This window comes from Citrobacter sp. wls716 (assembly GCF_005280975.1).
GTDB classification, from domain to species: Bacteria; Pseudomonadota; Gammaproteobacteria; order Enterobacterales; family Enterobacteriaceae; genus Citrobacter; species Citrobacter youngae.
Window position 1 is genome coordinate 239451 of sequence record NZ_SZWX01000024.1, and the last position, 24974, is coordinate 264424.

28 protein-coding genes and 1 pseudogene are annotated in these 24974 nt (G+C 51.2%); 13 read left to right on the forward strand and 16 right to left on the reverse strand.

Going from position 1 to position 24974, the window contains the following annotated elements; translation table 11 throughout:
• Positions 1–94: 94 nt before the first annotated feature.
• Positions 95–1027, forward strand: coding sequence for a DNA-binding transcriptional activator PunR (gene punR, locus FDX24_RS07535; protein WP_048211767.1), 933 nt, complete (start codon positions 95–97; stop codon positions 1025–1027).
• Here the strand turns inward: punR and purR are convergent.
• On the reverse strand, positions 1024–2049 hold the full coding sequence (purR, locus tag FDX24_RS07540) for an HTH-type transcriptional repressor PurR (RefSeq protein ID WP_137364080.1): 1026 nt from the start codon (positions 2047–2049) through the stop codon (positions 1024–1026). The two genes, punR and purR, sit on opposite strands and share 4 nt — an antisense overlap.
• A 297-nt stretch (positions 2050–2346) precedes the next feature.
• On the opposite strand from purR, the gene cydH reads away from it, so the two are divergent.
• Together cydH and FDX24_RS07550 are read left to right on the forward strand one after the other, a co-directional pair.
• On the forward strand, positions 2347–2436 hold the full coding sequence (gene cydH, locus FDX24_RS07545) for a cytochrome bd-I accessory subunit CydH (RefSeq protein WP_003029209.1): 90 nt from the start codon (positions 2347–2349) through the stop codon (positions 2434–2436).
• Positions 2437–2614: 178 nt separating this feature from the next.
• Positions 2615–3784 carry an MFS transporter gene (locus FDX24_RS07550; RefSeq protein WP_048211765.1) on the forward strand — a complete coding sequence of 390 codons (1170 nt, stop codon included), beginning with the start codon at positions 2615–2617 and terminating at the stop codon, positions 3782–3784.
• Between the two features lie 40 nt (positions 3785–3824).
• Here FDX24_RS07550 and sodB read toward each other — a convergent pair whose 3' ends face one another.
• Positions 3825–4406 (reverse strand): superoxide dismutase [Fe], encoded by a 582-nt coding sequence (gene sodB, locus FDX24_RS07555; protein WP_048211764.1) that lies wholly within the window; start codon positions 4404–4406, stop codon positions 3825–3827.
• A gap of 127 nt (positions 4407–4533) precedes the next feature.
• Entirely contained in the window at positions 4534–5364 is an 831-nt protein-coding gene (locus tag FDX24_RS07560; RefSeq protein WP_048211763.1) for a C40 family peptidase, read from the reverse strand.
• A 334-nt stretch (positions 5365–5698) separates the two neighbouring features.
• Here FDX24_RS07560 and grxD point away from each other — a divergent pair, with 334 nt between their 5' ends.
• Positions 5699–6046 carry a monothiol glutaredoxin 4 gene (gene grxD, locus FDX24_RS07565; RefSeq protein WP_003832760.1) on the forward strand — a complete coding sequence of 116 codons (348 nt, stop codon included), beginning with the start codon at positions 5699–5701 and terminating at the stop codon, positions 6044–6046.
• Between the two features lie 53 nt (positions 6047–6099).
• Here grxD and rnt read toward each other — a convergent pair whose 3' ends face one another.
• The 4 genes from rnt to FDX24_RS07585 all read right to left on the reverse strand — a co-directional run bounded on the left by rnt (position 6100) and on the right by FDX24_RS07585 (position 9098).
• Positions 6100–6747, reverse strand: coding sequence for a ribonuclease T (gene rnt / locus FDX24_RS07570; RefSeq protein WP_137364081.1), 648 nt, complete (start codon positions 6745–6747; stop codon positions 6100–6102).
• Positions 6748–6841: 94 nt separating this feature from the next.
• Positions 6842–7249 carry a lactoylglutathione lyase gene (gene gloA, locus FDX24_RS07575; RefSeq protein ID WP_003029198.1) on the reverse strand — a complete coding sequence of 136 codons (408 nt, stop codon included), beginning with the start codon at positions 7247–7249 and terminating at the stop codon, positions 6842–6844.
• 97 nt (positions 7250–7346) lie between these two features.
• On the reverse strand, positions 7347–8444 hold the full coding sequence (locus FDX24_RS07580; protein WP_137364082.1) for an alkene reductase: 1098 nt from the start codon (positions 8442–8444) through the stop codon (positions 7347–7349).
• Positions 8445–8498: 54 nt separating this feature from the next.
• On the reverse strand, positions 8499–9098 hold the full coding sequence (locus FDX24_RS07585) for a TetR/AcrR family transcriptional regulator (protein WP_048211760.1): 600 nt from the start codon (positions 9096–9098) through the stop codon (positions 8499–8501).
• Between the two features lie 101 nt (positions 9099–9199).
• Here FDX24_RS07585 and FDX24_RS07590 point away from each other — a divergent pair, with 101 nt between their 5' ends.
• From FDX24_RS07590 to sodC, 3 genes are all read left to right on the forward strand, one after another.
• On the forward strand, positions 9200–9439 hold the full coding sequence (locus FDX24_RS07590) for a DUF1289 domain-containing protein (protein WP_048211759.1): 240 nt from the start codon (positions 9200–9202) through the stop codon (positions 9437–9439).
• A 49-nt stretch (positions 9440–9488) separates the two neighbouring features.
• Positions 9489–10385 (forward strand): aldo/keto reductase family oxidoreductase, encoded by an 897-nt coding sequence (locus FDX24_RS07595; protein WP_048214269.1) that lies wholly within the window; start codon positions 9489–9491, stop codon positions 10383–10385.
• A gap of 81 nt (positions 10386–10466) precedes the next feature.
• Positions 10467–10988 carry a superoxide dismutase [Cu-Zn] SodC gene (sodC, locus tag FDX24_RS07600; RefSeq protein WP_005127180.1) on the forward strand — a complete coding sequence of 174 codons (522 nt, stop codon included), beginning with the start codon at positions 10467–10469 and terminating at the stop codon, positions 10986–10988.
• On the opposite strand, the pseudogene FDX24_RS07605 reads toward sodC, so the two are convergent.
• The 3 genes and pseudogenes from FDX24_RS07605 to FDX24_RS07615 form a co-directional block, all read right to left on the reverse strand.
• Positions 10964–13004: pseudogene (locus FDX24_RS07605) on the reverse strand (FUSC family protein). The gene sodC and the pseudogene FDX24_RS07605 sit on opposite strands and share 25 nt — an antisense overlap.
• Positions 13001–13864, reverse strand: coding sequence for an HlyD family secretion protein (locus tag FDX24_RS07610; RefSeq protein WP_048211756.1), 864 nt, complete (start codon positions 13862–13864; stop codon positions 13001–13003). Before FDX24_RS07610 ends, FDX24_RS07605 begins: the two are co-directional and overlap by 4 nt.
• Before the next feature lie 2 nt (positions 13865–13866).
• Complete coding sequence (locus tag FDX24_RS07615) at positions 13867–14103, reverse strand: DUF1656 domain-containing protein (protein ID WP_005127177.1); 237 nt, start codon at positions 14101–14103, stop codon at positions 13867–13869.
• 192 nt (positions 14104–14295) lie between these two features.
• Here FDX24_RS07615 and slyA point away from each other — a divergent pair, with 192 nt between their 5' ends.
• Positions 14296–14736 (forward strand): transcriptional regulator SlyA, encoded by a 441-nt coding sequence (gene slyA / locus FDX24_RS07620; protein WP_019076732.1) that lies wholly within the window; start codon positions 14296–14298, stop codon positions 14734–14736.
• 48 nt (positions 14737–14784) lie between these two features.
• Here slyA and slyB read toward each other — a convergent pair whose 3' ends face one another.
• Positions 14785–15252, reverse strand: a complete 468-nt coding sequence (gene slyB, locus FDX24_RS07625) for an outer membrane lipoprotein SlyB (protein ID WP_003029175.1) — start codon at positions 15250–15252, stop codon at positions 14785–14787.
• A 274-nt stretch (positions 15253–15526) separates the two neighbouring features.
• On the opposite strand from slyB, the gene anmK reads away from it, so the two are divergent.
• The 5 genes from anmK (at position 15527) to pdxY (ending at position 20105) form a co-directional block, all read left to right on the forward strand.
• The gene (gene anmK / locus FDX24_RS07630; RefSeq protein ID WP_048211755.1) at positions 15527–16648 is read left to right on the forward strand and encodes an anhydro-N-acetylmuramic acid kinase; all 1122 of its coding nucleotides are present in this window, start codon (positions 15527–15529) and stop codon (positions 16646–16648) included.
• A gap of 87 nt (positions 16649–16735) precedes the next feature.
• A complete protein-coding gene (gene mliC / locus FDX24_RS07635) occupies positions 16736–17065 on the forward strand; it encodes a C-type lysozyme inhibitor (protein ID WP_086523662.1) in 330 nt (109 codons plus the stop codon).
• Positions 17066–17123: 58 nt separating this feature from the next.
• Positions 17124–17780 (forward strand): pyridoxamine 5'-phosphate oxidase, encoded by a 657-nt coding sequence (gene pdxH / locus FDX24_RS07640; protein WP_048211753.1) that lies wholly within the window; start codon positions 17124–17126, stop codon positions 17778–17780.
• A 126-nt stretch (positions 17781–17906) separates the two neighbouring features.
• The gene (gene tyrS / locus FDX24_RS07645; protein ID WP_020996426.1) at positions 17907–19181 is read left to right on the forward strand and encodes a tyrosine--tRNA ligase; all 1275 of its coding nucleotides are present in this window, start codon (positions 17907–17909) and stop codon (positions 19179–19181) included.
• 63 nt (positions 19182–19244) lie between these two features.
• The gene (pdxY, locus tag FDX24_RS07650; protein WP_048211752.1) at positions 19245–20105 is read left to right on the forward strand and encodes a pyridoxal kinase PdxY; all 861 of its coding nucleotides are present in this window, start codon (positions 19245–19247) and stop codon (positions 20103–20105) included.
• Between the two features lie 83 nt (positions 20106–20188).
• Here pdxY and gstA read toward each other — a convergent pair whose 3' ends face one another.
• From gstA to rsxG, 5 genes are all read right to left on the reverse strand, one after another.
• Positions 20189–20794: a glutathione transferase GstA gene (gene gstA, locus FDX24_RS07655; protein ID WP_137364083.1), complete on the reverse strand. Its 606-nt coding sequence runs from the start codon at positions 20792–20794 to the stop codon at positions 20189–20191.
• A 104-nt stretch (positions 20795–20898) separates the two neighbouring features.
• Positions 20899–22404 (reverse strand): dipeptide/tripeptide permease DtpA, encoded by a 1506-nt coding sequence (dtpA, locus tag FDX24_RS07660; protein ID WP_048211750.1) that lies wholly within the window; start codon positions 22402–22404, stop codon positions 20899–20901.
• A gap of 611 nt (positions 22405–23015) precedes the next feature.
• Positions 23016–23651: an endonuclease III gene (nth, locus tag FDX24_RS07665; RefSeq protein WP_048211749.1), complete on the reverse strand. Its 636-nt coding sequence runs from the start codon at positions 23649–23651 to the stop codon at positions 23016–23018.
• On the reverse strand, positions 23651–24343 hold the full coding sequence (locus FDX24_RS07670) for an electron transport complex subunit E (protein ID WP_048211748.1): 693 nt from the start codon (positions 24341–24343) through the stop codon (positions 23651–23653). The genes nth and FDX24_RS07670 overlap by 1 nt, the downstream gene beginning before the upstream one ends.
• Positions 24344–24345: 2 nt before the next feature.
• Positions 24346–24966 (reverse strand): electron transport complex subunit RsxG, encoded by a 621-nt coding sequence (gene rsxG / locus FDX24_RS07675; RefSeq protein ID WP_048211747.1) that lies wholly within the window; start codon positions 24964–24966, stop codon positions 24346–24348.
• Positions 24967–24974: the final 8 nt, after the last annotated feature.

Below are 24974 nucleotides of genomic sequence, written 5' to 3' on the forward strand. Positions count from 1 at the left end.
GCAATAGAACATTGCCGCTGAGTGTAGTGAGTGTAATTCTCGCTGTGAAACGCTAATATTTGCTTACTGATTTCAAATTTTTTGCAGGCAGAATATGTGGTCTGAATATTCACTTGAGGTGGTTGATGCGGTGGCGCGTAACGGTAGCTTTAGTTCGGCCGCGCAGGAGTTGCACCGCGTACCTTCGGCGGTAAGCTACACAGTGCGCCAACTGGAAGAGTGGCTGGCTGTGCCACTTTTTGAACGTCGTCATCGGGACGTGGAATTAACGCCTGCAGGTGCGTGGTTTTTAAAAGAAGGCCGATCTGTTATCAAAAAAATGCAGATCACCCGTCAGCAATGTCAGCAAATTGCCAACGGCTGGCGCGGGCAGTTGGCGATTGCAGTCGATAACATTGTCCGCCCGGATCGTACCCGCCAGATGATCGTGGATTTCTACCGCCATTTCGATGATGTGGAACTTCTGGTCTTTCAGGAGGTGTTTAACGGCGTCTGGGACGCGCTTTCAGATGGTCGGGTGGAGTTAGCTATCGGAGCAACGCAGGCCATTCCGGTAGGGGGGCGCTATACGTTCCGGGATATGGGAATGCTGAGCTGGAGTTGCGTGGTGGCCAGTCATCATCCGTTGGCGGCAATGCCGGGACCGCTCAGTGACGATACGTTGCGCAACTGGCCATCGCTGGTACGCGAAGACACGTCCCGTACGCTGCCAAAGCGTATTACCTGGCTACTGGACAACCAAAAACGCGTCGTGGTGCCTGACTGGGAATCATCGGCCACCTGCTTGTCAGCCGGACTCTGTGTCGGGATGGTACCGACGCATTTTGCCAAACCGTGGATCGATAGCGGAAAATGGGTGGCGTTACAGCTGGAAAATCCGTTCCCGGATGCCGCATGCTGTCTGACATGGCAACAGAACGATACGTCGCCGGCATTGAGCTGGCTGCTGGACTATTTAGGGGATAGCGAAACGCTGAACAAAGAGTGGCTGCGGGAGCCGGATGAGGCTCCCGCACAACAGTCTTAACGACGGTAATCGCGGAACGGGCCGTCGGCCACGGAGCGACGTTCTACCAGGCGTGGGTGTACCTCAATGGACTGCGATTCTTCACGTTTATTCACGATTCGGTCTAACAGCATGTTGAAGGCCGTTTCACCAAGTGAATCTTTTGGCTGATGGATGGTTGTCAGCGCAGGGGTGAAGTAACGGGCGTTGCGCACGTTGTCGTAACCGATAACTGAGATATCCTGCGGCACGCGCAGTCCCATCTCATCTGCGGCACACAGCGCACCCATCGCCATAATATCGCCACCACAGAATACGGCGGTTGGGCGATGTGACTGGGAGATGATTTGCTGCATAGCGCGGTAGCCGGATTCAGGCTCAAAATCACCCTGGACAATCCAGTTGTCAGGCACTTTAATCAGCGCTTCTTCCATCGCTTTCATGAAGCCAGCCAGGCGGCCTGCGCCGGTATTACGCTCCATAGGTCCTGGGATCACGCCGATCTCACGATGACCGCGTTCAATCAGATACCGGCCTGCCATGTAACCGCATTCGAAAGCGTTATCAATGACGGTATCGGTAAAGTCGGCTTTTGCTTCGCCCCAGTCCATAACCACCATTGGAATATGGCGATACTCTTCGAGCATGGAAAGCAGTGATTCCGGATATTCTGAACACATTACCAGCAAGCCATCTACGCGCTTTTGCGCCATCATAGACAGATAAGCCTGCTGTTTTTCGAGACTGTTCCAGGCGTTGCCCAAAATCAGGGTGTAGCCTTTCTGGAAGCAATTTTTCTCAACGGCCTCGATAATTTCGGCGAAATATGCCGCTTCGCTGCTGGTTGCCAACAAACCGATCGATTTGGTGTGATTCACCTTCAGGCTACGTGCAACTGCGCTAGGGGAGTAGTGCAGCTCTTTGATCGCTGCCCAGACAGCGTTGCGCGTTTCTTCAGCGACAAAGCGCGTTTTGTTAATTACGTGTGATACGGTTGTAGTGGAAACGTTTGCTCGCTTCGCTACATCTTTAATAGTTGCCATTACATCTCACTCCAGACCATATCCTAAGCTCCTGAGAATACTCCAGGTAAACGTTTGCCTTCACACACCCTCAACGCAACGTCAGGGTTGCGGCACGCCGGGAAAACGACACGGAACGTCAGGAAGGGGTCAATGGCCGGTACGCTAATCAAGTAAGCGTGGAATTTTGTCTGATCTTAACGAAAAGGGGAAGAGTTAAAAGCAGTTATCAATATAAATCGTGAGAGATTTTTGCTTTCAAGTGTGTAAAAATGCGCAATATCACTTTTTGTGTGGGAATAAAAAGGAGAAAACTTGATGAGCACCGATCTGAAATTTTCGTTAGTAACGACCATAATTGTTCTGGGCCTGATTGTCGCGGGTGGCCTGACTGCAGCACTGCACTGATTTCCCCCCGAGGGAGTTCGCTCTCCCTCATCCTTTCTGCTTGCCTTTTCCGTCCTATTTTTTGCAAATAAGCAAAAGTCTTTTGCAGTTTTGTTAACTTTATTAATTTTGCGATCAATGTCATGCTTTTGACTCTTATGATGTGTCGTGCCAAGGCTCGACGTTATGGAGTCGATAGATGAAACTCAATTATCCTTTACTGGCGCTGGCGATAGGTGCGTTTGGCATTGGAACGACCGAATTTTCTCCCATGGGGTTGCTACCCGTCATTGCCAAAGGCGTGGATGTATCCATTCCGGCCGCAGGGATGTTAATCAGCGCGTATGCGGTAGGCGTGATGGTTGGCGCCCCGCTGATGACATTACTGCTGTCCCATCGTGCGCGTCGCAATGCGCTTATCTTCCTGATGGCCATTTTTACGTTGGGTAATGTACTTTCGGCGATATCTCCGGATTACACGACGCTGATGCTGTCGCGCATTTTGACCAGTCTTAACCACGGGGCATTTTTCGGCCTTGGCTCTGTGGTTGCCGCAAGCGTGGTGCCCAAACACAAACAGGCCAGTGCCGTAGCAACTATGTTTATGGGGTTAACAATTGCCAATATTGGCGGTGTTCCCGCAGCAACCTGGCTTGGGGAAACCATCGGCTGGCGTATGTCCTTTATGGCGACGGCGGGACTGGGTGTTATCGCCATGGTCAGCCTGTTCTTCTCATTACCCAAAGGTGGGGCAGGAGAGCGCCCGGATGTCCGCAGCGAACTGGCGGTACTCATGCGTCCGCAGGTGTTGTCGGCTCTGCTGACGACCGTTCTGGGGGCCGGGGCGATGTTTACGCTTTATACCTACATCTCACCCGTGCTGCATAGCATTACTCATGCTACACCGGCGTTTGTCACCGCTATGCTGGTGCTGATTGGCGTTGGGTTCTCTATCGGTAACTATCTGGGGGGTAAACTGGCTGACCGTTCGGTTAACGGTACGCTGAAAGGCTTTTTACTGCTGCTGATGATTATTATGCTGGCGATACCTTTCCTTGCGCGTAATGAGCTGGGTGCGGCCGTGAGTATGGTGGTGTGGGGTGCAGCAACGTTTGCGGTGGTTCCGCCGCTGCAGATGCGTGTGATGCGCGTTGCCAGCGAGGCGCCTGGATTGTCATCGTCAGTTAATATTGGCGCGTTTAATCTGGGGAATGCCCTGGGAGCGGCGGCTGGTGGGGCGGTAATTTCCGGAGGGTTGGGCTACAGTTTCGTACCGGTAATGGGGGCGATTGTGGCGGGACTTGCGCTACTGCTGGTCTTTGTCTCGGCAAGGAAACAAGCGGAAGAAGTCTGCAACGCAACGAATTAAAAACAAAAACGCAGAAGGGAAACCCTTCTGCGTTGTCATCTTATGCTGCGAAGTTTTTCGCAACAAATTCCCAGTTCACCAGTGCCCAGAAGTGTTCCAGGTAGCCAGGACGGGCATTACGATAATCGATGTAGTAAGCATGTTCCCACACGTCAACGGTCATCAGCGGCGTCGCGTCAGTCGTCAGCGGTGTACCTGCGTTGGAGGTGGACACGATAGCCAGTTTGCCATCCGTTCCTTTGACCAGCCAGGTCCAGCCAGAACCGAAATTCTTGATAGCGGCATCGGTGAATTGTGCTTTGAAGTCTGCAAAGCTGCCAAAGGAGGCGGCAATCGCTTCGGCCAGTTTACCGGTCGGCTCGCCACCTGCGTTCGGGGCCAGGCAGTTCCAGTAGAACGTGTGGTTCCAGACCTGGGCTGCGTTATTGAATACACCACCTTCAGAGCTACGTACGATCTCTTCCAGTGATTTACCTTCAAACGCCGTGCCTTTAATCAGGTTATTCAGGTTAGTAACGTAAGTCTGGTGATGTTTGCCATAGTGGTATTCCAGCGTTTCGGCAGAAATGTGCGGTGCCAGAGCATCTTTGGCATACGGTAATGCAGGTAATTCGAACGACATTGCTTCTCTCCTTATTATTTATATTGAGTACACACAATAGCCTCATTGTGAGTAAGGATAGGGTAGCAAATTGAAAGGTTATGCAAAAGAAGAACTTACCCTACAGCATATTCTGTAGGGTAAGTTTTTAGCGAATTGTTTTCGGCGTCATTACACGGCGAGCGCCCACGTAGTGGCGTTGCCAGTAATCTTCGCTCAGAGAGGTTATTTGAATTTCCTGACCGCTGCGTGGAGACTGGATAAATTTACCATTGCCGACATAGACGCCAACGTGGTCGGCGGTACCGCGACCTTGCGTGCGGAAGAAGACCAGATCACCGTTTTTCAGTTCGCCACGTTCAATCGGCGCAGCGTCGCGCAGGTGATACATTTCATTGGCGGTACGCGGAATACGGAACTTGACCAGATCTTTGTATGCGTAATAAACCAGCCCGCTGCAATCAAAACCGGTTCTGGGTGAGGTGCCCCCCCAACGGTAAGGTTTGCCGATTTGGTTCATCAGGGTAGACATGGCGGTTTTGGTTGCTTTCTGTACTTTCACTTTATGTACATCAGCAACGGCTGTTGGCGCAGTCGTCTTCACTTTTACACAACGTGGCTTATGACCTTTGCGCGGGGTACATTTTTCAGTCCAGGTGACGGCGGGGGATTGTATTGCCGCTGTTTTACTACGACGGTTTGCTGTTTTCGTCGATTTTGCAGGAGTCGCTGTGCGTTTTTTGGAGGAGGAAGCCGTTTTCGTACTGGTTTTACTGGTGTTTTTTGTCGCCGTTTTCTTGTTGGTTTTTGTTGCTTTTTGGCTGGCTGTTGCGCTTTTCTTTTTATCTACCGTCTTGACGGTGTGGGAAGCGGTAGGTGTCGTCCTGGCCTGCTTGGAAGCATGAGCCATAGGCGTAAAAGGCAGTGTGGTAAAAAGTAAAGCACAGAGCGTGATCGAGATTCGGTTTATCCGCGCCACTGAGCAGTCCTCTGGTAAGGCAGGTCTATCGTGCCTGCGTGTGATTTTCAAAACTTGACGATTCTAATCTATAGAAAGAGGGAAAGTTAATAGCTTTTTTCGTTTAAAACTACGTTTCGTAACCGACCGCAAAAAAAAACAGCAATTCAGGGCGTAATTGGTGAACAGATAATCAAATCCACAGGCTTCATGCGGATAAATGAGATTGTGAATGCAACTTTTAACGACAGGCGATAAAATAATATCGCGTAATGAAAATGTTATTTTCCGTTACCTGCCTGACCCGCTACAATGTCAGACTACTGCCGTAAAAGAAGTTTAAGGAAGCAAGATAATGAGCACCACTATCGAAAAAATCCAGCGCCAGATCGCTGAAAACCCGATTCTCCTGTACATGAAAGGTTCCCCAAAACTGCCAAGCTGCGGTTTCTCTGCTCAGGCTGTGCAGGCGTTGTCCGCCTGTGGTGAACGTTTTGCTTATGTTGATATTCTGCAGAACCCGGATATTCGCGCCGAGCTGCCGAAATATGCCAACTGGCCGACTTTCCCACAGCTGTGGGTTGATGGTGAACTGGTAGGCGGCTGTGACATTTTAATTGAAATGTACCAGCGCGGGGAGTTGCAGCAGTTGATTAAAGAAACTGCGGCGAAATACAAAACCGAAGAGCCAGACGCTGAGTAATTTTAGCGGAAATAAAAAAGCGACCTGTGATGGTCGCTTTTTTTATCGGTCCGTTATGCTTCTTCGGGCATGGGAAGAGGCCAACCGCCGAGGCGTTTCCAGCGGTTAACGATTTCGCAAAACAGAACGGCTGTCCGTTCTGTGTCATACAGCGCCGAGTGCGCCTGAGTCCCATCAAACTCCATTCCTGCAGCCAGACAGGCTTTTGACAGTACTGTTTGCCCCAACGACAGGCCGCTTAATGCTGCCGTATCAAAGGTGACGAAGGGGTGAAACGGATTACGTTTCAGTGAAGCTCGTTCTGCTGCAGCCATCATAAAACTGTGATCAAATGTCGCATTGTGCGCCACCATGATAGCCCGATTACAGCCGCTATCTTTGATACCTTTACGCACCATTTTGAAGATGGCATGCAGAGCGTCATATTCGCTGACCGCGCCGCGTAGCGGATTGTTCGGGTCAATACCGTTAAATGCCAGCGCTTCGGGTTGTAAATTCGCCCCTTCAAACGGTTCAACGTGGAAATGTAACGTCATGTCCGGCATCAGCCAGCCTTGTTCATCCATTTTCAGAGTGATGGCGGCAATTTCAAGCAGCGCATCGGTTTTGGCGTTAAATCCTGCTGTTTCGACATCAATGACGACAGGATAAAAACCACGAAAACGGTCACACAGACCGGAAAGTTGAGCGTTATCGGACATCTGGGTCTCTTAATACGGGAAAATTGCAGCGCGTATTATGGCAAAATGATGAGTATAAAACTACGGGCACAGACGATCTGCGCCCGAGGGGAGGTTAGTCGCCCAGACCGCGGCCGGCGTCTTTTTCTTCGATCAGCTCAATTTTATAGCCGTCCGGATCTTCAACAAACGCGATCACAGTTGTGCCGCCTTTTACCGGACCCGCTTCACGCGTTACGTTACCGCCGTTTTGACGAATACGTTCACAGGCCTCTGCCGCGTTATCTACGCTCAGGGCGATATGACCGTAGGCTGTGCCCAGCTCATACTTATCGACACCCCAGTTATAAGTCAGTTCGATCACCGCTTCGCTGGTTTCCGGGCCGTAGCCGACAAAGGCCAGAGAGTACTTGTATTCAGGGTTTTCGCTGGTACGCAGCAGCTTCATGCCCAACACGTTAGTATAAAACTCGATGGAACGCTGCAGGTCACCCACGCGCAGCATGGTATGAAGTAAACGCATCTTTTTCCCCTTCGAAAATGGCTAATACATTCAAAATGTTGTTTTAGTATAGCGGCGTTGTTACGCCGCTATCAATGGCAGAACTGAGTTTGTGAGATTACAGGGTAGGATAATCGGTATAGCCTTCAGCACCGCCGCCGTAGAAACTTTCCGCACGCTGTGGATTGAGCTCGGCTTTACGCTGCAGACGTGCAACCAGATCCGGGTTAGCTATGTAAGCACGACCAAAGGCAACAGCATCGATCAGACCTTTCTCGATCAGTGATTCGGCTTTCTCTGGCGTATAGGCGCCCGCACCAATAATCGGACCGTGGAAACGGGCGCGAACTTTCTCGCGGAACGCGTCTGAATACGGTTCGCCACCAGCCCAGTCTGGCTCAGACATGTGCAGGTAAGCGATTCCACGCTTGCCCAATTGTTCAATCAGATACAGAGCATCAGCCTCTTCATTCGGACCGTTGTCGACGTTCTGGAACGAGCCGATAGGGGAAACACGGATACCAATGCGATCGGCGCCCCATTCTTTAATACCGGCATCAACCACTTCCAGCACAAGACGCGCACGATTTTCGACGCTACCGCCGTATTGATCGGTACGCTGGTTAGACGTTGGTGACAGGAATTGATGCAGCAGGTAGCCGTGAGCGGAATGCAGTTCAACCATGTCGAAGCCCGCTTCGCGTGCGTTGGCAATCGCCTGACGGAAGTCATTTACGATGCCTGGGATTTCTTCGGTTTCCAGCGCACGCGGCATTGAGGTATCGACACGCGTTGCCAGGCCGTTTTCATCGCGCAGTGAGGTGCGGGTACCGGCGCTAATCGCAGACGGCGCAACCGGTGCCTGACCATTTGGCTGCAGACTGGCGTGAGAAATGCGCCCGGTGTGCCACAACTGAACAGCAATATGACCTTGCTCAGCATGTACGGCCGCAGTGATTTTTTTCCATGCGGCAATCTGTGCTTCGCTGTGTAGCCCCGGCGCCCCTGCATAGCCTTTCGCCTGGGCGGAGATCTGCGTCGCTTCGCTGATAATAAGACCTGCGCTGGCGCGTTGACGGTAATACTCGGCCATCAGCGGAGTAGGGATGTCGCCCGGCTCGATGCTGCGCAGACGCGTCAGTGGCGCCATGAATATGCGGTTCGCTGCCGTAATGGCGCCCACTTTCAGTGGGGAAAACAGTTTTTCAGATGACATGTGGCACTCCTGAATAGACCGGTCGTCTAGTAATAAAAGAAATAAAAACGCCTGTTAAACGGCAGGCGTTGTAATGATGGTTTTAACGTGCGCCAGCGCATTTTCCAACGGAGTGGCGCTACGAGAAATCTTGGCCTGGAGGTTGGCGCCCAGCCACAATGCATACAGCACCTGTGCCTGCTGTAACGGCTCGCCAACAAAGGACAGACAGTGATTGCCCCGGCCTTTCTCCAGCGCCTGCGCTAACAACGCAATAATGTGCCGTGCACCTTTATCCATCGCTGTGCGCATATCCTCTGACAGATCGCACACTTCGGCAGACAGCTTAACGGTTAAACAGCCGCTGATAATCCCGTGCTGGCTAAATTGGTTCAGGGTTTCCTGATAGTAGGCCAGGATACGGTCGCGGTAATTCCCCGCCCCTGTAGCAAAATGCGTAGCCAGTCGCTGATGATAGGCCGCATAGTGGCGTTCCAGCATCGCGACGCCGAACGCTTCTTTCGAGCGAAAATAGTGATAAAACGAACCTTTAGGAACTTCAGCGGTTTTCAGTAGTTCGCTTAAGCCCATGCCGGTGAAGCCGCGCTGCATACACAGCAGTTCGCCGGTCGCCAGCAGATGTTCGCGTGTATCGTGTTCAGTGACTTTGTTCATGGGAAGAAGTGTAATAGACCAGTCGGTCTAATGCAATAGCCCTTGCGAGAAATTCAGTTAACGTCTTCAATAGGTATATCAATCTTACTAAAGGAGGGGATGTGGCCGAACAGCTGGAGTTTTTCCCTGTCCAGAGCCCATGCCGTGGAATATGTCAGTCTGACGAACGCGGATTTTGCCGTGGCTGTTTTCGCAGTCGGGATGAGCGTTTTAACTGGCAGAAAATGAGCGATGCCCAAAAGCAGGAGGTACTGCGGCTTTGTCGCCAGCGCCTGATGCGTAAATTACGCGCAAACAAATCCAACCCGCCGGAAGAACCGCAACAACCTTCACTCTTTTAAAAGCGTAATTGCGTATACTCGATGCACATTCACTTATAAGGAAGCTGCTATGGTTCAGCGTATTACTATTGCGCCGCAAGGCCCGGAATTTTCGCGCTTTGTGATGGGGTACTGGCGCCTGATGGACTGGAATATGTCCGCACGTCAGCTAGTCAGCTTTATTGAGGAACATCTCGATCTGGGTGTCACGACTGTCGATCACGCGGATATTTATGGCGGATACCAGTGTGAAGCGGCGTTTGGCGAGGCGATGAAACTGGCTCCGCATTTGCGTGAAAAAATGCAGATTGTGACCAAATGCGGTATTGCCACGACGGCGCGCGCGGAAAATGCGCTGGGCCATTACATCACCGACAGCGCGCATATTATTGCCAGTGCGGAAGAATCGCTGAAGCTGCTGGCGACCGATCATATTGATCTGTTGCTGATTCACCGTCCCGATCCGCTTATGGATGCTGACGACGTCGCCGACGCTTTCAAAAAATTGCACCACAGTGGCAAAGTGCGTCACTTTGGTGTCTCTAATTTCACCCCGGCACAGTTCTCATTGTTGCAATCGCGTCTACCGTTTACGCTGGCAACCAACCAGGTTGAGATCTCTCCGGTACATCAGCCGCTCCTGCTGGATGGTACTTTAGATCAACTGCAGCAACTGCGTATTCGTCCAATGGCCTGGTCCTGCCTCGGCGGCGGTCGCTTGTTTAATGACGATGCGTTCCAGCCATTACGAAATGAACTTGCCGTGATAGCAGAAGAACTGAATGCACAGTCCATAGAACAAGTGGTGTATGCGTGGATCCTGCGTCTGCCGTCGCAGCCACTGCCGATTATTGGCTCGGGTAAAATCGAACGTGTGCGTGCTGCAATTGAATCAGAGTCATTGAACATGTCTCGCCAGCAGTGGTTCCGTATTCGTAAAGCGGCGCTCGGTTACGACGTGCCTTAATCACGTATTCAGCGTTCCGTCGTTCAAATTTGTGTCACTGGATTACACTTATCAGTCAGACACCTGGATGACGGAGGTTGTATGAAACGTTTGAGTTTAGCCATCATCACGTTATTGGCCTGTGCAGGTGCTCAGGCTGCCAGTGAGAAGGTGGTGATGAATCTGGTGACGTCGCAGGGCGTTGGCCAGGAGATTGGTACGGTCACTATTGCCGAATCCGCAAAAGGGCTGGAGTTTACGCCTGATCTTAAAGCACTGCCACCGGGTGAACATGGTTTTCATGTGCATGCTAACGGCAGTTGCCAACCCGCTATCAAAGAGGGTAAAGCCTCAGCAGCAGAATCGGCTGGCGGTCATTATGATCCGCATAAAACTGGCAAGCATGAAGGTCCGGAAGGCGCAGGTCACATGGGTGACCTGCCATTGCTGGTGGTAAATAACGAAGGGAATGCGACAACGCCGGTTGTTGCGCCGCGGCTCAAAACGCTCGACGAGGTAAAAGGTAAGGCGCTGATGATCCATGTGGGTGGCGATAATATGTCCGATCAACCGAAACCACTTGGCGGCGGAGGTGCGCGCTACGCCTGTGGTGTTATCAAGTAATCAGCGACTCAGCGTGCCCGGTGGCGGCGCTTGCTCAAGTTGTGAAAGTGAGCAGTGTAGTCGCCAGATAAGGGCCGATAACTCCTGCGCTGCGGGCTGATGATGATGGGCCAGTGCATCACAGATGCGCTGGAGTTCGTTAAGCGTGGCATTCAGCGGACGTTGCTGCACGCCACGTTCACTCATCACATCGCGTAACAGTGATATACACACATCCCTGACGCGCGCCAACGGATCTGATCGTGCCTCCCAGACGCGAAGTTGCCATACCACGTGTGAGCAGTTCAGTAGCACCACTCCCCAGCGTAGTAACCAACGTCGCGCCAGTGCATCCTGGCTGTTGCTGAGCTGGCTGACATGATGATAGGTCAGTGACTCAAACTCATTTTCACTGAGTGACGGATGGCGGCTAAGTTGATCGACAAAGTTACGCCGTAACGCGCGAATATGACGGCGGCTCTTTCTCGCATCAGAACCTGGCCGCAGAATGGCAAAAGCCAGCCACGACAGCGCGACGCCCGTGATCTTCGCCGTATTGTCATTCAAAAAAACTGCAAAATCATAGACGGGAGGATTGGTCACCGCGATGAACGATCCCATAAAGACGATCAGCTGTCCCCAAAGCCCCGCCAGTTTCGGCATCTGTAATTTTAACAACTGCATGGTGGCAAGCAGTGGGAAGAGAAACAGAATGAACTGCCAGAGATCGGTAATTTGTACCATCAGACCGAATTTCACCACAAAACTGAACAGCGACAGCAGGACCAGCGTGCGCATCAGCAAAGAGAGTGATTTGAAGGGGGCTGCTACGGCGGAATACAACACGCAGCTGATGGCGGCAAGTGTCAGAGCCCCGGAGCCTGATTCCCATTGTGCGCCAATGCTCCACGCGCCGATTGCCATCAGCGTAATGAATGTACGCAATCCGCTCCAGAGAGCCTCCGCGTTATCGGTATGACGGGCAAGACCCGGCGTGCGCTCAATATTGATATTATCGACCGTAACCCCCTTTTCCAGTAAGCGCAGATAATGGCTGCTTTTCAGATAGATACGGCAAAAATAGCGCAGACGCTGCCAGAAGGCGACGTGCCGATAGTCATGCTGATCGACGGGGCACAGCGGTGCGATAATCCGCGCGACGGCGTAGCTGTCGGTATCGGGTTTTACCAATGCGTTCAGCAACTGCTCAATGACATTCCGGGTATTTGCCGGGGGATTGGGCCAGTTCAGTAGCATCCGCCGCAGACTGGAAATTACGCTGGTCAACCGCAACTGCTGGTGTAACAACGCATTGAGCAAGGTATTTTGACGGCGAAAACGGTAGTGGCTCCAGAACGCCTGAATACGTAGCAGATTCATGGTCAGGATTTGGCCGATCACCCCTTCATGGGCGGTGCGGATAGCATCTGTGGTTTCTGGCTGCCAGAGTAAACTGGCATGCTCCAGCAAACGTGCATGCATATTTTTCAATGCGGTCAACAGCGTGGTGCCATCGGATGTACTGGGCAGGATCATCATCATCAAGCCGCCACACAGGATCCCGACAATGACTTCGCACACACGTGCCTGGGCGATATCCCATAGTTGCGTAACCTCTGTAATATGCACCATTGGAAACGCAATAATCGCCGCGGTATAGCCTGCCAGTTGAAAAGCGTAGGCCACGTTGTTGGTGAAATGCGCGCACGCCCAGGTACAAAAACCGATCCAGACTGACATGCTCAACAGAAACAGCCACGGTTCATTGAGCGTATGGCCGGCTATAATCAATGCGGCCGTTGCACCAAGTAAACTGCCCGCGATACGCCCCAGACTTTTGCTGATCACGCCACCAACGGTTGGAAAACTGACTACCGCTGCTGATGTCATCGCCCAGTAGGGTTCGTCCAGATTGAGGTAATAGGCGAAGGTTAGCGCCAGACACATCGCAATAGTATTACGCAGCGCGTAACGCCATTGTCCGCTCGTGGCTTTAAACCACGGCAGACTGGCTGGTGTCAGGCGGGGCAGTTTCATTTTTGCTGACCGATGGACACGCTACAGGTTGTCCCCGAAACCAGCGTAACATCGTGCGGAAGGGTATCAAATTCGATACGAACAGGAACCCGCTGCGCCAGACGGACCCACGGAACGTTTGGTTTGATGTCAGGAACCAGACCGGAATTGCTTTCCACGCTCTGATCATAAATAGCGCGACCAATGCTGGAAACGTGACCCTGTAACTTAATGTTACCGCTGTAGAGAGTGATTAGAGCAGGTGCCCCGTCTTGAATATGGCGTAGCTTGGTTTCTTCGAAATAGCCCATGACATAAAAAGAGTGACTGTCGACCAGAGCAAACAGCGGTTTACCGGTTGAGGCGTAGTCTCCGGTACGGGTTGATAGATTGGTGACCCAGCCTGTGACCGGGGCTTTGACTACCGTTTGCGCCAGTTGCCACTGAGCATGGCGCAAGCTGGCCTGGGCTGCGGCAACAGTCGCCTGCATGGCTTTTACATTGAGCAGTGCACTGTCCAAATCTTCTGCCGAGATGAAATTTTGCGACAAATTGCGGCGACGTCTGGCTTCATTATCGGCTTTGGTCAGATCGGACTGCGCTTTGGCCAGCTGAGCCTGTGCATTCAGCTCAGCTATTTGGAAAGGGGTCTTGTCGATAACAAAAAGAATATCGCCTTTGTTAACCAGTTGATTATCTTTAATGTTGAGTTCACTAATGCTGCCAGAGATTTGCGGTGTGATGCTGACCTGTTCAGCGCGGACTTTTCCGTCACGCGTCCATGGAGATTGCATATAGTAATTCCACATCCACCACCCGGCGAGGACGGCGATGACAGCGACTATAATAGTGGAGAAGTATTTAATGGTTTTAAGCGACATAATCACCACGCAATCAACATGACAAAGGCCAGACACACGCAAAGCGTAAAGAGGGACAGATCCATTAACAGGGGATGCCAGATTTCGCCAGAATAGATCCAGTCGCGTAGCAGGCGATGAACAACTAGCCAGAGGATAAATCCTGCAACAAACGCCTTGAAAATAGGGGGGAAGTAGACAGATGCTCCGATCATTAAATCTTGTAGGGGCAATCCTGTTGCATTAAACATAAACTTCACGGGCAAAATCCTTGGCGAAAAGAGCGTTGCTATAGGTTTAGCAAAAAAAGGGACAATGTGTCTCTGTAACGCATAATGTCTGAAAAAATGTCATCCGGTAAGCAAATTTGGCAATACATTTGTTTTGGGAATACAAATGCTGCACACTATTCTAAAATCAGCACAATAACTTAGCAAGCTAATTATAAGGAGATGAAATTGGAATCGCCATTAGGTTCTGATCTGGCACGGTTGGTGCGCATTTGGCGTGCTCTGATTGACCATCGCCTGAAACCTCTGGAGTTGACGCAGACGCATTGGGTTACGCTGCACAACATTCATCAGTTGCCACCGGATCAATCACAGATTCAACTGGCTAAAGCGATTGGTATTGAGCAGCCTTCATTGGTGCGTACACTCGACCAGTTAGAAGAAAAGGGACTCATTTCACGACAGACTTGCGCCAGCGATCGTCGGGCAAAGAGAATTAAATTAACGGAGAAGGCCGAACCGCTGATTGCTGATATGGAAGCGGTTATCAATAAAACGCGCGGCGAAATTCTGGAAGGGATTTCCGCTGAGGAAATTGATCTGCTGATAAAACTGGTCGCCAGACTGGAACACAATATCATTGAACTGCAGTCGCAGGGCTAAAGCGATCAAAACGACGTGTGGCCAGAGGCTGACCACACGTGAATTCGATTAACGTGGAGACACGGTAACCTGGCTACCATTGTTAGCCATAACAACGCGCTGACCCGCAGAGAATTTGGTCGCACCCTGCTTCTGAACCACCATAATGGTATTACCGTCATCCTTACGAATTTCCAGTTCTACGCCCTGGGTTTTATTCATCGCGCCTTGTACGCCCTGGCCTGCTACGCCACCAGCAACCGCACCTGCAGCTGTCGCTAATGAACGACCGGTACCGCCGCCTACGGTGTTACCGAGGAACCCACCCAGCACAGCACCACCAATAGCGCCAATCACGTTTGCGTCGTCACCACCCTGGATTTGCACCGGACGAACATGAACAATCGTACCGTAGGTAACGTTCTGAACTTGTTTCGCTTCGGATGCGGTATACACGTCACCGGAAAGGCTATCATTGTTAACGCAGCCCGCTAAAGATACGCCCATTAATGAAACAATCAGCACACGTTTAATCATTTACAAATCTCCTTTGTCACCACGAAACGCTAATAAAGCACTCCTCATGGCTAAATTATATGGCATTTGTGAGCCTAAGGTCACATGTTCTACTGGAACAATATGAAAATCTTAACCGAAATCGGGTTAACCGAGTATAAACGAATCATTCATCACGGTGATGGAATTTAGCGGTTACTGGAAAGATTAACCTGCAAAAATCATCAAGGAAGCATGGAATTAGTCGACACTTTATGGTGGAGTGTCAAGGCTAATTTGCTTAAAAGGATGACGTATGAAATCGGGCCGTTTTATCGGAGTGATGTCTGGAACCAGCCTTGATGGTGTGGATGTTGTGCTGGCGGCGATAGATGAAACGATGGTTGCGCAGCAGGCAAGTCTGACATGGCCCATCCCCGTTCATGTAAAACAGGCCATTCTGGATATTTGTCAGGGGCAGCAACTGACGCTTTCCCAATACGGTCAACTGGACACGCAGTTGGGGCGTTTGTTCGCTGATGCGGTGAACGCGTTGCTGCAGCAGGAAAAATTAAAACCGCAGGATATTGTCGCGATCGGCTGTCATGGGCAAACCGTGTGGCATGAACCGACAGGAATTGCGCCACACACGTTACAAATTGGTGATAACAACCAGATTGTAGCGCGTACCGGGGTAACGGTGGTCGGTGATTTTCGTCGGCGCGATATCGCGTTAGGTGGACAGGGGGCACCGCTGGTTCCAGCTTTTCATCAGGCGTTGCTGGCGCATCCAACGGAACGTCGGATGGTGTTAAATATTGGTGGTATTGCCAATCTGTCACTGCTCATTCCAAAACAACCGGTTCGAGGGTACGACACCGGCCCGGGCAATATGCTGATGGATGCGTGGATTTGGCGGCAATGTGGCCAACCTTATGATAAAGATGCACAGTGGGCCTGCTCGGGTACAGTGATCCTGCCACTGTTGCAAACGATGCTTAACGATCCGTATTTCTCTGCACCAGCGCCAAAGAGTACGGGACGCGAATATTTCAATTATGGCTGGATTGAACGCCATCTGGCGCAGTTTCCGGGAATTCGCCCACGAGACGTACAGGCGACTTTGGCTGAACTGACGGCCGTGACGATTTCCGAGCAGGTCCTGTTGAGCGGTGGGTGTGAACGGTTGATGGTATGTGGCGGCGGTAGTCGCAATCCACTTCTTATGATGCGTCTGGCGGCGCTGCTGCCAGGGACGGAAGTGACCTCCACCGATGAAGCCGGGATCAGTGGTGATGATATGGAAGCGTTAGCCTTTGCCTGGCTGGCGTGGCGTACACTCGCGGGACTGCCGGGCAACCTGCCTTCGGTGACCGGTGCATCTGAGCCCAGCGTTTTAGGGGCTATTTTCCCCGCCAATCCACGAACTCAGAGTTAACTGAAATTATTTCAGGCACTATACCGATAAACTAGGGATGTTAGGGAGGGTGTTTTTGCCCTCCGGGACCAGGAAAGTCTTCAGGATATGGCTATGAAAAAATTGTTATTAGTGTGTCTGCCCGTATTGCTTACCGGTTGTAGTGTGTACAACCAATTTGTCGAGCGCATGCAAACGGATACGCTCGAATACCGCTGTGATGAAAAACCGCTTACCGTAAAATTGAACAATACCCGACAGGTGGCGAGCTTTGTTTATGATAATCAACTATTGAATCTCAAACAGGGTGTGTCGGCATCAGGTGCACGCTATACCGATGGTATCTATGTCTTCTGGTCTAAAGGCGACGAGGCAACGGTCTATAAACGAGACAGAATTGTGCTAAATAACTGTCAGTTACAGAACCCGAAGCGTTGAGATTTTCACCTGGGCGGCGCACAATAGCGTCACCCACTGACAATCCGTAGCCAACATCATGTCTGATAACGACGAATTGCAGCAAATCGCGCATCTGCGCCGTGAATACACGAAAGGTGGTCTTCGCCGCCGCGATCTTCCCGCCGAACCCCTTGCGCTGTTTGAGCGCTGGCTGGGGCAAGCCTGTGATGCCAAACTGGCAGACCCTACCGCTATGGTCGTCGCAACAGTCGATGAACACGGTCAGCCGTATCAGCGAATCGTGTTGCTCAAACATTATGATGACAAAGGGCTGGTGTTTTATACCAACATGGGCAGCCGTAAGGCGCACCAGATCGAGAACAACCCACGCATTAGCCTCTTGTTCCCCTGGCATACGCTGGAACGGCAGGTGATGGTCATCGGCAAGGCCGAACGCTTGTCCACGCTTGAGGTGGTAAAATATTTCCACAGTCGCCCGCGCGATAGCCAGATTGGCGCCTGGGTTTCTAAGCAGTCCAGTCGGATCTCCGCACGCGGAATTCTGGAAAGTAAATTTCTTGAGCTGAAGCAGAAGTTTCAGCAAGGGGAAGTTCCGTTGCCGAGTTTCTGGGGCGGCTTTCGCGTGAGCATTGAACAAATGGAGTTCTGGCAGGGTGGTGAAAACCGTCTGCACGACCGTTTTTTATACCAACGTGAAGATGACGCGTGGAAAATTGACCGTCTGGCCCCCTAAAGATGCAAAATTCTTGTTTTAAGCGCTGGTGCTGATGAATCCGGCGCTTTATTCTATGTCTCTTTCGCATCAGGCGAAAAGTCGTGTACCGGCAAAGGTGCAGTCGTTTTATACATGGAGATTTTGATGGCAAGCAGTAACTTGATTAAACAATTGCAAGAGCGGGGGCTGGTGGCCCAGGTGACGGACGAGGAAGCGTTAGCAGAGCGACTGGCGCAAGGCCCGATCGCGCTCTATTGCGGCTTCGATCCTACCGCTGACAGCTTGCATTTGGGGCATCTGGTTCCATTGTTATGCCTGAAACGCTTCCAGCAGGCAGGCCATAAGCCTGTTGCGTTGGTGGGTGGTGCAACGGGTCTGATTGGCGATCCGAGCTTTAAAGCCGCCGAGCGTAAACTGAATACTGAAGATACCGTGCAGGAGTGGGTGGATAAAATCCGCAAACAGGTGGCACCGTTCCTCGATTTCGACTGTGGCGACAACTCGGCGATTGCTGCGAACAACTACGACTGGTTTGGCGGTATGAACGTACTGACTTTCCTGCGTGATATCGGCAAACACTTCTCCGTAAACCAGATGATCAACAAAGAAGCGGTTAAGCAGCGTCTGAACCGTGACGATCAGGGGATCTCCTTTACCGAGTTTTCTTACAACCTGCTGCAAGGTTATGATTTTGCCTGCCTGAATAAACTGCATGGCGTGGCATTGCAAATTGGCGGTTCTGACCAGTGGGGTAACATTACCTCGGGTATCGATCTGACCCGCCGTCTGCATCAGAATCAGGTATTTGGCCTGACGGTTCCGCTGATCACTAAAGCTGACGGTACCAAATTCGGTAAAACGGAAGGTGGCGCAGTTTGGCTGGATCCGAAGAAAACCAGCCCATACAAGTTCTACCAGTTCTGGATCAACACAGCTGACGCGGACGTATATCGCTTCCTGAAATTCTTCACTTTCATGGACATTGAAGAGATCAATGCGCTGGAAGAAGAAGATAAGAACAGCGGTAAAGCGCCGCGTGCCCAGTATGTTCTGGCTGAGCAGGTAACGCGTCTGGTTCACGGCGAAGAAGGTTTAGTGGCGGCGAAACGCATTACCGAAAGCCTGTTCAATGGTAACCTGAGCGACCTGAGCGAAGCGGACTTCGAACAGCTGGCACAGGATGGTGTACCGATGATTGAAATGGACAAGGGTGCCGACCTGATGCAGGCGCTGGTGGATTCTGAACTGCAGCCTTCTCGCGGTCAGGCGCGTAAGACCATTGCGTCTAATGCGGTCACCATTAATGGTGAGAAACAATCTGACCCGGAATATTTCTTCCAGGACAGTGATATTTTGTTCGGCCGCTACACCTTACTGCGCCGTGGCAAAAAGAACTACTGTCTGATTTGCTGGAAGTAAGTCAAAGTCAGCAGGGGTGTGGGAAACTACGCCCCTTTATTTTTTAGGGTTGTGGTAAGTAAAATGAAGAATATCCTCGCCATCCAGTCCCACGTTGTTTTTGGCCATGCCGGCAACAGTGCTGCCGAATTTCCGATGCGTCGTCTTGGCGCGAATGTCTGGCCGCTCAACACCGTTCAGTTTTCTAACCACACGCAGTACGGTAAATGGACCGGCTGTGTTATGCCACCCAGTCACCTGACTGAGATTGTTCAGGGCATTGCTGATATCGATAAACTTCAGACCTGCGATGCGGTGCTGAGTGGTTATCTGGGATCCGCTGAGCAGGGCGAGCATATTCTGGGTATTGTGCGCAAAGTGAAAGCGGCAAATCCCCAGGCGAAATTCTTTTGCGATCCAGTGATGGGTCATCCTGAAAAAGGGTGCATCGTGGCGCCTGGCGTTGCGGAATTTCATGTTCGTCACGCACTTCCGGCCAGCGACATTATCGCGCCAAATCTGATTGAACTCGAAATTCTGTGCGAGCATGCGGTTAACAATGTTGATGAGGCGGTGCTGGCTGCCCGTGAACTGATTGCGCAGGGGCCGGAAATTGTGCTGGTTAAGCATCTTGCCCGTGCAGGCATGAGCGCAGATCGCTTTGAGATGCTGTTGGTCACCGCTGATCAGGCGTGGCATATCAGCCGTCCGCTTGTTGATTTTGGCTCACGCCAACCGGTTGGCGTTGGTGATGTCACCAGTGGCTTGCTGTTGGTTAAACTGTTGCAGGGGGCTTCATTGCAGCAGGCGCTGGAACATGTGACTGCGGCGGTGTACGAAATTATGATCGCCACCAAAGAGATGCAGGAGTATGAGCTGCAGGTGGTTGCCGCTCAGGATCGTATCGCGAAACCGGAACACTACTTTAGCGCTACTCAGCTGTAATCAATGTGCAATGGCGCTCACGCTTATCGGGCCTGGGTTTGGCTGTAGGCCGGGTAAGCGCAAGCGCTACCCGGCAACAACAATTAATTTAATCCTTCCGCTTTAAGCGCTGCGGCAACCGCCGGGCGTTCAGCCATCCGCGCCATATACGCCTCGATATGGCTTAATCCTGCCATATTCAACTTAACCGCATACGCCCAACGCAGTACGGTAAACAGATAGGCATCAGCAATGCTGAAGCGTGCGCCGCAAATCCACGGGTTGTCTTTCAGCGATTCGTTCACATACTGCATTTTTTTCTCAAGCAATGCGCGTACGGTTGGTTTGTACTCATCTGGCGTGTCCGGGCGGAACAGTGGGGTAAAACCTTTATGTAGCTCTGTAGCGATATAGTTAAGCCATTCGATAGTTTTGTAGCGTGAGAGACTGCTGGTAGGGGCCAGGAGATGACGGTCTGGAACGGTATCTGCGAGATATTGCATGATGGCGACGCCTTCGGTCAGTAGTGTACCATCATCCAGCAACAGTGCGGGAACTTGTCCTTTCGGGTTTACCGCGAAAAAATCGTCGCCGTTTTCCAGGCGTTTCTTCATCAGATCAACACCATCCAGAGTGAAATCTTTACCGCTCTCACGAAGTGTGATGTGGGAAGCGAGAGAACAAGCGCCCGGTTTGTAGAACAGTTTCATCGGTAACTCCTTTTGGCTGAGGTATACCGTATGGTAGTGCTACCTGGAGCAAAAAAAAAGCCGCTAACAACAGTTAGCGGCCTGAAATTAAGTTTCCCTGAGAATTACGCTGTTGCGGCCTTAGCGGCTTTCTCATCGGCTTCGTCGTCCTGAGTCATACGATTCAGTTTCGGTGCCGTCAGCAGCATCAGAACAGCGATAACCGCCGTTGCAACACCAATCTGCAGGAACACGCGACCGTAGACTTCCAAAGACATCAGCGGATCGGTCACATTCTCCGGAACCGCCATCATGTTAGCCACGTAACCACCGATGATGTTTGCACCGGCAGTGGTCAGGAACCAGCTACCCATAATGAAGCCCATCAGACGCTGTGGAACCAACTGTGCCACCATCGCCAGGCCCAGACCAGAGATCATCAGTTCACCGATACTTTGCAGACCGTAGCAGATGATCAGCCAGTTAACAGAAACGATGCCCGCATCGGTCGCGAATTTAGCGCCCAGCGGCAGGATCAGGAACGCACCGGAACACAGCACCATACCAATCGCAAATTTGGTTGGCATCGGCAGCGTATCGCCCATCTTGTTATAGATAGCGGCGAGGATTGGGCTACCAATGATGATCCAGAACGGGTTCAGCGCCTGGTACTGTTCAGGTTCGAAAGCAATGCCAAGAATAGAGTGCTCAACGTTACGAATCGCAAAGAAGTTCAGTGAGGTCGGCATCTGGCTGTACAGCACGAAGAAGATAATCGCTTCCAGCATCAGAATGAAGGCGACGATCATTTTACGACGGGCAGCACCGTGCATGGTGAAGGCTTCTTTACCGAAGATAAATACGATACCGATAGCAATTACACCCAGAACCATACGTGCGATCTGCTGGTTGTGCAGCAGCCAGGTCGCAATCGCGATCAGCACCACAACGCCAACGATAGTCAGCAGCAGGTTACGGAAGTTGATTGGTTCAAAGTCAGGCTTGGAACCGTACTGTTTAACCCAGCGCTGGCAGAAGGCGAAGTTAACAACGGTGATCAGCATACCCACAACGCTCAGGGCGAACGCGGTGCTCCAACCGTAACGCGCTGCCAGCCACGGTGTTGCCAGCATAGAGAAGAATGAGCCGATGTTGACGGACATGTAGTACATGGTGAATGCACCATCAAGACGCGGGTCATCTTTGGCATAGCAGGTAGAAAGCAGGGAAGATGGGTTCGCTTTAAACAGGCCGTTACCGACCGCGATGGCTGCCATACCCATATAAACGATACCTGCATCGTGACCAGACCATGCAACCAGCGCATAACCAATGGCCAGGACAACGGCACCCAGCATAATGACGCGTTTTGTACCCAGAACTTTATCACCTAACCAGCCACCAATGGCAACAAGGCCATACACCAGGGCGCTAAAGGAGGAGAAAAGGGTGATGGAATCCGCTTCTGACATACCCAGTTGCTTCACCAGGTAGACGGCCATAATCCCTTGCAGGCCGTAATAACCAAAACGTTCCCATAGCTCAATTGAGAAAATGAGATAGAACGCTTTTGGTTGTTTGAAGGCGTTTAAACTGACGCTTTCTGTTGGTTTATTGTTTGCAGTAGACACTTTTACCTCTTTTTTTACATCCCATATCAACGGGGGTGTTCTGGTACGTGATGAGTCAAGTTCATCCGTCCGATTGTTATAGTGGGAGGGGAAACGGCAAGTAATGTTCACTATCTTGACCATTCAGACAAGGGGTTTGTAATAATCTGTTACATATAACTCAGGTGGTGAAATCGTCGGGGCTGAGAAATGTTATCCAGCGTTAAATTTCTTCATATGGAGAATGGCAGATTTTTACACTGTCAGGATGGGGTTAAAATGGGAATGTGGCGATATGTTCTGCTATTTTGGCTTGAAGGTAGTGATATGGTCCATTATCTGAAAAATAGCCAGTGTAATGTTTTGTATCGAAACGAACCTGTCAGGTCATCTGATTGTCATTTTAACTACAAAATAATAAATATTTTACATAATGTTATCAGGGTGATCTTGATCACGGATGGATAGAAATTTCTACTATTAAAAAAACGATTAACCTACTCAGGTGTTAGTTCACAAGAATATTACATTAGATATGCAGGAAGGTACGGCATCATTGTCGGGAAATTAACGGTTGAGAAGTGCATAACTAATCGTTATGAAATAGGGGCCAGCGTTGTGGCCCCATGTTGTCAGATATCGACTTTTTCTTTGAATTCGCAAAGATCTTCGATAATGCAGGAACCGCAACGTGGTTTTCTGGCTATGCAGGTGTAGCGACCATGAAGAATTAACCAGTGGTGGCAATCGACTTTAAATTCACTGGGGACGACTTTCAGCAGTTTCTCTTCGACCTGTTCGACGTTTTTACCTGGGGCAAATTGTGTCCGGTTACATACCCGGAAAATGTGGGTATCTACGGCAATCGTTGGCCAGCCGAAGGCGGTATTTAACACTACATTCGCCGTCTTGCGCCCAACGCCAGGCAGGGCTTCTAATGCGGCTCTGTCTTCCGGAACCTCGCCATTGTGCTTTTCCAGTAAAATGCGGCAGGTTTTAATCACGTTCTCCGCTTTGCTGTTAAACAAACCGATTGTCTTGATGTAGGACTTAACACCTTCAACGCCGAGTTCCAGCATCGCGGCAGGCGTATTAGCGACGGGGTAAAGCTTAGCTGTTGCTTTATTGACGCTGACATCGGTGGCCTGCGCGGAGAGCAAGACCGAAATCAGCAGTTCAAACGGTGATGTAAAATTAAGCTCGGTTGTCGGATGCGGATTGTTATCACGCAGGCGCGTCAGTATTTCCAGCCGTTTTGCTTTGTTCATTACACATTCCCTGTTTCACCCGCCGGGTCTGCTGCCATAGCGGCCTCGGCACGACGCTTCTTCATCTTTTCATCAATCAGATACTTAACAGCCAGCATCAGCCCCAGGCCAATGAATGCACCCGGCGGTAGCATGGCCAGCAGAAATGGTGTGTCAGTATGGAAGATCTCCACGCGCAGGACTTTGGCCCAATTGCCCAGCAGTCCGTCTGCGCCGTCGAACAATGTACCGTTACCTATGATTTCACGCAGCGATCCGAGAACAAACATGGCGCCGGTCGCCCCCATGCCAATAGAAAAACCATCGAGCGCGGATAAAGCAGGGCCCTTTTTAGCGGCGAAGGCTTCTGCGCGGCCAACAACAATACAGTTGGTCACAATCAAGGGGATAAAGATACCCAAAGACTGATACAGGCCAAAGGCGTAGGCATTGATAAGCATTTGTACCGCACTCACTACGGAGGCGATGATCATGACATAAATGGGAATACGGATTTCGGGCGGTGTCCAGCGGCGTAGCGCTGAAATCGTCAGGTTTGTCAGGGTCAACACCAGCGTGGTCGCAAGCCCCAGACCTAACGCATTGGTTGCAGTAGAGGTAACGGCCAGCAACGGGCACATCCCGAGTAACTGTACAAGGGCGGAGTTATTTTTCCAAAGCCCCTGAACAATGACGTCTTTAATTTCGCTCATGGTTATTCTCCACAGGCGCTAAGTTGAGGAAGTTGCGCAGGCAGCGTCTGCGCATATAAACCGGCGCGTTTTACTGCATTCACTACTGCACGCGGCGTGATGGTTGCGCCCGTAAACTGGTCAAAGTCGCCGCCGTCTTTTTTCACCGCCCAGTGAGGGTCGTTCTCTGCACTAATCGTTTTGCCGCTAAAATGGGTTATCCAGTCTGACAGACGTAACTCGATTTTATCACCGAGGCCTGGTGTTTCATGATGTTCTGTCACCCGCGTACCCAGCACAGTACCGTTGAAATCTACACCAACCAGCAGTTGAATTGCGCCGGAATAACCATCGGGGGCCGTGGCCTCCAGAATTGCCGCAACCGGACGATCGTCCTGGCGGGCAATATACACTCGGTGGCTGCCTTTGCCTAACGCTGGCGCATCGACCAGATAACAACTCTCAGGCAAGTTATTATTGTAGCGTTCGCCAGGCAGAACCTGATCGAACAGCGCTTTTTGCTGCAGCGCGGCCTGTTCATCAATAGTGGACTTGGTTAATTGATTGATTGCCGCGGTTAACCCCGTCGAGCCCGCAGCAAACAGCGCCAGTGTAATACCGTGTTTACGAATCGTTTTCAGCATAGGGAGTC